9 protein-coding genes and 2 pseudogenes are annotated in these 6,691 nt (G+C 53.3%); 4 read left to right on the top strand and 7 right to left on the bottom strand.

What is annotated here, in order from left to right; genetic code table 11:
• The first annotated feature begins 119 nt into the window (after positions 1-119).
• The 3 genes and pseudogenes from P349_RS01150 to P349_RS01160 all read left to right on the top strand — a co-directional run.
• On the top strand, positions 120-356 hold the full coding sequence (locus tag P349_RS01150; protein ID WP_032650111.1) for a hypothetical protein: 237 nt from the start codon (positions 120-122) through the stop codon (positions 354-356).
• On the top strand, positions 337-1,560 hold the full coding sequence (locus P349_RS01155) for an IS91 family transposase (protein WP_032650110.1): 1,224 nt from the start codon (positions 337-339) through the stop codon (positions 1,558-1,560). The genes P349_RS01150 and P349_RS01155 overlap by 20 nt, the downstream gene beginning before the upstream one ends.
• 289 nt (positions 1,561-1,849) lie before the next feature.
• A pseudogene (locus P349_RS01160) lies at positions 1,850-2,260 on the top strand (Tn3 family transposase); the annotation flags it as partial.
• 1,049 nt (positions 2,261-3,309) lie between these two features.
• Here P349_RS01160 and repA (P349_RS01165) read toward each other — a convergent pair.
• Together repA (P349_RS01165) and tap are read right to left on the bottom strand one after the other, a co-directional pair.
• Entirely contained in the window at positions 3,310-4,185 is an 876-nt protein-coding gene (repA, locus tag P349_RS01165; RefSeq protein WP_152540072.1) for an incFII family plasmid replication initiator RepA, read from the bottom strand.
• A complete protein-coding gene (gene tap, locus P349_RS25845) occupies positions 4,166-4,243 on the bottom strand; it encodes a RepA leader peptide Tap (protein WP_032489431.1) in 78 nt (25 codons plus the stop codon). The genes repA (P349_RS01165) and tap overlap by 20 nt, the downstream gene beginning before the upstream one ends.
• A gap of 84 nt (positions 4,244-4,327) precedes the next feature.
• On the opposite strand from tap, the pseudogene P349_RS26990 reads away from it, so the two are divergent.
• Positions 4,328-4,432, top strand: a pseudogene (locus tag P349_RS26990) (replication protein RepA).
• Positions 4,433-4,483: 51 nt separating this feature from the next.
• On the opposite strand, the gene repA (P349_RS01170) reads toward P349_RS26990, so the two are convergent.
• From repA (P349_RS01170) to P349_RS25035, 5 genes are all read right to left on the bottom strand, one after another.
• Complete coding sequence (gene repA, locus P349_RS01170; RefSeq protein WP_032648774.1) at positions 4,484-4,726, bottom strand: replication regulatory protein RepA; 243 nt, start codon at positions 4,724-4,726, stop codon at positions 4,484-4,486.
• Between the two features lie 146 nt (positions 4,727-4,872).
• Positions 4,873-5,427, bottom strand: coding sequence for a phospholipase D family nuclease (locus P349_RS01175; protein WP_032648890.1), 555 nt, complete (start codon positions 5,425-5,427; stop codon positions 4,873-4,875).
• 11 nt (positions 5,428-5,438) lie between these two features.
• Positions 5,439-5,675 (bottom strand): hypothetical protein, encoded by a 237-nt coding sequence (locus tag P349_RS01180; protein ID WP_238550742.1) that lies wholly within the window; start codon positions 5,673-5,675, stop codon positions 5,439-5,441.
• Between the two features lie 98 nt (positions 5,676-5,773).
• Positions 5,774-6,082: a hypothetical protein gene (locus P349_RS01185; protein ID WP_032648777.1), complete on the bottom strand. Its 309-nt coding sequence runs from the start codon at positions 6,080-6,082 to the stop codon at positions 5,774-5,776.
• Positions 6,082-6,645, bottom strand: coding sequence for a hypothetical protein (locus P349_RS25035; RefSeq protein ID WP_050597530.1), 564 nt, complete (start codon positions 6,643-6,645; stop codon positions 6,082-6,084). Before P349_RS25035 ends, P349_RS01185 begins: the two co-directional genes overlap by 1 nt.
• Between the last annotated feature and the right edge of the window lie 46 nt (positions 6,646-6,691).

Raw genomic sequence — 6,691 nt, 5'->3', positions numbered from 1 at the left:
GAACGAAGCAGCCTGGCGGCTGCAAATCGATGTGTGGCAGAATAGCGTTATTCTGAAACCCGACAGCTGAAGGTTATCCCGTGCCACACTCCCCTGAGCATCAGCTCATACACACGAAAATGGTTAAGCAGGTTCTGAAGACTGTTGCCCGACAGAATAACTTCACATACCAGTCTGTTTTTACTGAATTCATCGCCGGCAACAGCCCTTCCTGCACGCAGTGTTTCTGGGAAACCTTCTACCGTACGTTTCCCGACTCGCCATACCATTACGTGGCCTTCTGTCATGACTGCCGTCGTTTTGACCTGTACGAAACCGAAGCCGCGATGCGCGCCGATGACCCGTTCTTCTGGTGATACCGGCTTTCAGCCCCGCCCCATGAAAGCGCTGTTTCAGCGTAACGGGGCCTGGGCCGACATCATGGAGACGTACCAGCTCCGCCCGGTGGAGATTGAGGTTGTCACCAGGATGCTGGCCTGCGGTACCCCGCTGGCGGGCAGCCGGGAATTTCGCTGCAGCAACCCCGACTGCACTCACCGCCGCTACGTCCATCAGAGCTGCAAAGGCCGCGGATGTCCGACCTGCGCCAAAAAGGCCACCGACCTGTGGATTGCCACCATGATGGCCCGTCTGCCGGATACGCCCTGCCAGCACGGCACATTCACGATGCCGGACACGCTGTGGCCGCTGTTTGAGGCTAACCGCTGGCTGCTGAATGGCCTCTTTGCGCTGGCGGCGGACAATCTGCTGTACGCTGCGGAGCAGCGGGGTCTGACCATCGGTATTTTCGGCGCCCTGCATACCTACGGGCGGCAGCTTAACTGGAACTGCCATATCCATCTGTCGTGGACCACCGGCGGTATAAGTGCGCACGGCGACTGGAAAAAGCTGTCGTTTGCCCTGCCGAAGGTCAGGTCGCGGTGGATATGGAATGCGCGCCAGTATCTGCTGAAAGCGTGGGACTCACTGACACTGCCGCCATCCCTGGCTCACATCCGGGATTATGATGAGTGGAAACGCTTTGTGCTGAGTCAGGGAAAAAACGAGAAAGGGGAAGATTACTGGCACGTGTATTTTGCGAAGCCGACAAAAAACGCCCGCCAGACGGCGAAGTACCTGGGCCGGTACCTTAAAAAGCCGCCGGTGTCCGGTGCCCGGCTGGCACACTATGACGGCGGGAGCCGTATCCCCCTGCGCTTTCTGGACCACAGGACGGGCCGGCATGAAGACCTGGAGCTGAGTCAGCATGAGCTGATATTACGGCTGATAAAACACATTCCGGAGAAACACTTCCGGATGGTGAGGTACTTTGGTTTTCTGGCCAACCGGGTGGTGGGCAGGCTGTTGCCTCTGGTGAGAAAAGCCTTGGGTCAGGATGAGGTCAGGAAAGTCGTGCCGGTGACTTTCACCACGCTGAGTCAGGGTTTACTGGGAACAGATCCGTTCGCCTGCCTGCTGTGCGGGGCGAAAATGACGTACAGCCGGGCACTGGCGGCGGTGCCGCGGGAGAAGCTGATTGCCAGTGCCACAGAGATAGCGCGAATGCGTTACGCAGGATGATACGGGGAAGATCTGCCTGAAATTCACCGGAATAAGCAAAAAATAAGCAATGTGTTCAAATATCAACCACCCCCCTGGCTACCCTCACGTGGAAAAGCCGATTTTCGTGGCTGCCAGCCCACGGTATCCACGGTATCCGGGGCCTCAAAAAGTTCGAAATTCCTAGGCGTGTTCAAATATCAACCACCCCCCTGGCTACCCTCACGTGGAAAAGCCGATTTTCGTGGCTGCCAGCCCACGGTATCCACGGTATCCGGGGCCTCAAAAAGTTCGAAATTCCTAGGCGTGAACACTGTTTATGCTGGACTGGTTCCGCGATCCTGCATTGCGTCGCAGGGTTCAGGCCGGTCTGAACAAAGGAGAAGCCCGCAATGCCCTTGCCAGAGCCGTCTTCATGCATCGTTTGGGCGAAATTAGGGATCGTGGTCTGGAAAACCAAAGTTACCGCGCCAGCGGCCTTACGCTGATCACAGCCGCGATCACATTGTGGAATACCGTGTATATAGAAAACGCCATTAATCAGTTGAAAAAGAAGGGACTGCCACTGAATGATCAATTGCTGTCACACATGTCTCCACTGGGCTGGGAGCACATTAATCTGACGGGAGACTATATCTGGCGAACCAACAAAAAACTGTCTGAAGGGAAGTATCGTCCTTTGCGGCCAGTTGATGTCAGTCAGTACAAAAAGCAACCTTAACGTACAATATTTTCCGTTTCCCAAACGGAGCCCTATAAACACGTATTACCCAATGGTACTTACTTTGTTGATGGCGAACCTTACGGTACTGAGCCTATCGAAAGGGCAAAACCGTAAGGTTCTGTTCAAATGCTCCCGCTGGTCCTACTGAATGATGCGAAGCGTCATGGAGGCGCCAGCTGAAGGTGAATATAGCTCAGTGAGAGACTGGCGCCGTAGCCCGGCGTAGCCGGTTACCTTTCTGATAGGTTCTGCCAATCCATCCCTTCGCCCTGCTAGACCAAAACCCGCTAAAAGCGATACCGAAGCTTCTGTGCGCTGTCGGAGTGGTCACGACAAGGCGAAGCCGCAGTCGGGGCGTATCTCCGCGTTAGCGGGCCGTGAGGGCCGCTTACGGGCGTGTTACTCAATACTTTCAGCGAAACGACTTACAGCGACTCAAAACTCTAGTTACAACATCCATCATTAAAAGCGGTGCAGTTCCGGGCCTTTGGCCCGGGGCGGCTTCGCTTTTCAGTGGTGGGGAGGGGCTTGGGGGATTCAGACGGGCACTGTTGGTGCTCTTAGGGAATTATTTCGTATGTTGTAACTATAAGTATGGTTGGGGCCCGTCGCGTAGCGATGGGAGCTACTTCAGGTAGTTGCCGAACCGGCGCGGACGTAGTCCGCTGCAAGGGCGGGCATTCTCTGGAGCCTGTCCACAGGTCAGGCGACGAACAGGTTATATATTTATATGAAAGAGATAAAAGATATTTAAAAGAAGTACAGAGCAGGTTTTTAAAGGAAACCACGCACTTTGAAATCAGGTCGTATGGCGCTTTGTCAGCATAACGGTTGTAACTTTATGGAAAGGTCCCTTGCAGTTATTTGTGGGTAAGTTAATTCAGTGACAGGAAGAGGCGCCGGTGATGATATTTATGGCCATTTCGATGGCGAGAAGACGTGGGATTCGCTGAGCAGCTTTACCATTTAGCGCAGAAAACAAGCGGCAGCAGACAACAGGCGTGCGAAATCCTCCGGCGCCAGCCGGATTTTTCAGTCAGGTCGGGTTATATGGGGACGGTGCCCAGCCGCGTGTAGTTGTTGCCACGCGACATCAGCATGCGCTCTTTCACGCGACGTTCCAGCTCGCGCTTCATGGCATCGAGCCCTCCGGTAAAGCGCCCGGTGGCATATTCCCGCGTCAGCTGCTGTTTCACCAGCGTCACAATGTCCTGACGGGTTCTGGTTGCGTCACGTCGGGCTCGGGCACGTTTCAGGCCATGTTGTTTACGTTCAGACTGGTAACTTCGGAACCGTTCGCGCACAAACCGCCAGGCTTTCGCTATCAGCTCGTCCATCTCCAGCGGCTTCAGGCTCTGCTTCTGACGCTGCTGATTTTCCCATTCGACACGGCTGCGGCGGGCGGCCACAACTGCCACGTCAGAGATGTCCAGCGCGGAGAACAGTGCCGGCGTGAAGGTGATATCGGTCGGAATGTTGCAGCCAATCTGCGGATCGTACTCGGTCTGGTAGGTAATCAGCCCCAGCTCCGCCATAAACTTCAGCGCCCGCGTAGCGCGGGTGATGGACAGATTGCCGGTTTTCGATTCCGTGGCCAGACCACATTCGATGGCCAGATTGGTAATGGAACGCTGTACACGATTGGCCAGCGGGTCATAGTGGAAGCACAGTCCCTGCAGCAGCGCATCAATGGCACGGCGGCGCAACAATGGCGGCATCCGGTGACGCTTACCCAGCGAGCGTACGAACGCTACATGGACGGAAAAGTCAAAACGGGACGTGAAGCCTTCGGCTTTCGCCATCAGCTTACGACAGAACGGCAGGGTCTTTTTCCCCTCGCGCGGCGTGAATACCGGATTCGGGTTTTTGACCTGACGATAATGGGAGAACAGGGTCTGAGCGTCAGTCACACCTTCCCGCACTTATGTTGCACGGAAGGAGCAAATGGCACAGAAACAGGTATTGCAGTTTTCTGAGCATAAAACTATACTCCCTGCATAGAGCAACAGCTTCTATACAGTTTAAGTAGGCCCCGTTAATCTTCTAGTCGCCAAACTCGGAAAGATTATCGGGGTTTTTGCTTTTCTGGTTCCGGGTAGACACCTCATCAAAACCAGTTCCCTGCCACCTTACGGCGTGGCCAGCCAAAATTCTTTAAACGATCAGTAATCTAGCACTCACGCGCATAAGTATCAAGAATGTGATGTTGTTGCATTCTTTCTACTGTTTAGCAGACTCCATAGCTATCAGTTTTTCAATCATCTCAGCCTGGGTTATCCCCTCTTTCTCACAAAGAATCTGAAGCTGGTTTTTGAGAGCATCTTTTACAAAAACTCGAATCTCTTTGTGAGTTGCTTTTTTACGGGCTAGAGCCTGCTGTTGACGTTCTGACGCAGAAAGCGGATTACCTTTTCTGTAAGTGCGTTTCGATGAGGAAGTTACTGCATTTTCGATCTGCGACATCTCTGCCTCCTCAAGGATCAAACAAGGATCATTTCGCAGAGGATACTACAGATTCCTGAAATCAGCGACTTAACTTTACATCAAACTGTGAGCCACGTTGGCGCGTGGCCCATCGAGGGGGAAAAGATCGGCGTACAAATGTCAGGTTAGTATGAAGAGTACCAGTCAGCCCCCTTATCCCAGCGAGACTGCCAGTGCTGCAGATAGATACCGGCCACCTCAGCATCATCTCGGATCACCAGCACGTTCTCACTATTGGAGCGGTCCGCACTTGTCGAATAGTTGAAAGAGCCTAGTTGAGTGTTTTTCCTGTCAGTTATCAGCACCTTATCGTGAAGTATCTTGAAACTATTGACTGTCCGTACCGGGATGCCGGCATTAACCAGCAAATTCATCGCTGCCACGCTGGCTTTGCCGGTATTCGCTCTCTCATCCAGTACAACCCTGACATCCACGCCGCGACGTTTTGCACCAATAAGAGCACGAACAACGACCGGGGATGTGAATGAATAGCCCATCAGCCGGATTTCCTGCTGCGCTGTCTCAATGGTCGTAATGACCAGCTGCAGAGCAGTTCCTTCCGGAGAAAATCCCGCCTCGATGCTGGCGGCGGACACTATCGGCACGGGTGCACATAGCGCCAGACTGAGCAGCCCGGGTAGCCACCATCTGCAGGCATTTGTTTTGCACGGTATTTGCATTGTTATCCTCATTACATACCGTCCATAAAATGCGGGGAGAGTATCTGCACGTCATTAATCAGCAGCCAGAGACTTAAAATCAACTCCTCCATCAGAACTACGGCCGCAACCAGGGACGTCCACGCTCGCCGCTCGCGTTTCAGGAGCTGACGAAACAGCACCACGCTGGCGATGAAAATGCAGACCGTCACCCAGGGGACGGTCTGGTTGAAAAGCATTGCGCTGCTGCTGCACTCAAAACATGCCATATAAGTTCCTGCTGTGGATTTGTTAAGAAACGCCGGGATCGGGGAAAACTCGCTTTGCCCCGATGACCGGGGTTGGACAACGACGCCAGACGGAGGCGTCAGGCCGTTGTGGTATTACGGAACCAGTAGCAGGCAGGCCCGTAGTTGGTATCATGGACAGACCCCAGGAACCAACCGTCATCATCCGGCGGCTCTGGTATCCAGTCACGGGCATCCGGCGCCTCGTCGGTGGAGCTGGCAGCAAAAATCTCTGGCGCTTCATCACGCATGGTCATCACGAAGCACTGCAGCCCGTGGGTTCTCAGCCAGTAGCTCAGTTCTGCCGGTGTTTCACAGCCGCTGCGGGAAAGCGCAGGATGAGTCCAGAATCCATGTTCATCACAGTTTACATCGACGGGAATAATCATTATCTGACCTCATTAAGTGCATTGTGGCTGTCCTGAGTTTCGTTGCGACGGTTGGCATCTCCGGTGTCGTCAGACACAGTTCCGTTCACCGTAATAGCGGGAAAGTCATTTATCATCCGTGCCCACATCTGACGCTCACCTTCAGACATCCTCCCGCAGAGCCCTGGAACCAGAGCATTCATCAGCCGCTCAATGTACGCCAGGCGACTCAGCATTATGAATACTTCTTCCTTCTCCGGGTGCACTAACACCTGTGCCAACTGACGACACTCAAGAATACCTTTCATGAGCTGCCTGCCGCCGGCCACGCGCTCCATCTCCTCGTAGATAGTTATCTGCTCCTGCATCCTCATGAAGATGGCTTCATCGCTTTCACTGACATGCAAATTTCCATATATGCTATTAACGCGCAGGTAAACCATCCAGATAAGTAATGGCGCGGCTATCAAAGCGCAGGTTTTAAAACTCATGCCCTCAGACTGAAAGTTTTTTAACGCCAGATAAGCTATCAGGTAAATCAGACAACAGAATAAAACCAGCCCGAAACATTTAATAATACGCATGCATCACCTTTAAGTTATTTCGTTAATCACAGAAAATATATATAAT

This window comes from Enterobacter sp. DC4, assembly GCF_000568095.1.
In the GTDB taxonomy this organism is placed as follows: domain Bacteria; phylum Pseudomonadota; class Gammaproteobacteria; order Enterobacterales; family Enterobacteriaceae; genus Enterobacter; species Enterobacter pseudoroggenkampii.
The sequence above is the reverse complement of the archived record's forward strand: the minus strand, read 5'-3'. Positions and strand labels throughout refer to the sequence as shown.

What these genes read in the sequence shown, in the direction of transcription:
- P349_RS01150 (WP_032650111.1), top strand. Translation starts at nt 120, where the DNA reads ATGGTTAAGCAGGTTCTGAAGACTGTTGCCCGACAGAATAACTTCACA.
- P349_RS01155 (WP_032650110.1), top strand. Translation starts at nt 337, where the DNA reads ATGACCCGTTCTTCTGGTGATACCGGCTTTCAGCCCCGCCCCATGAAA.
- tap (WP_032489431.1), bottom strand. Translation starts at nt 4,243, where the DNA reads ATGCTCAGAAAACTGCAATACCTGTTTCTGTGCCATTTGCTCCTTCCG.
- repA (WP_032648774.1), bottom strand. Translation starts at nt 4,726, where the DNA reads ATGTCGCAGATCGAAAATGCAGTAACTTCCTCATCGAAACGCACTTAC.
- P349_RS01175 (WP_032648890.1), bottom strand. Translation starts at nt 5,427, where the DNA reads ATGCAAATACCGTGCAAAACAAATGCCTGCAGATGGTGGCTACCCGGG.
- P349_RS01180 (WP_238550742.1), bottom strand. Translation starts at nt 5,675, where the DNA reads ATGGCATGTTTTGAGTGCAGCAGCAGCGCAATGCTTTTCAACCAGACC.
- P349_RS01185 (WP_032648777.1), bottom strand. Translation starts at nt 6,082, where the DNA reads ATGATTATTCCCGTCGATGTAAACTGTGATGAACATGGATTCTGGACT.
- P349_RS25035 (WP_050597530.1), bottom strand. Translation starts at nt 6,645, where the DNA reads ATGCGTATTATTAAATGTTTCGGGCTGGTTTTATTCTGTTGTCTGATT.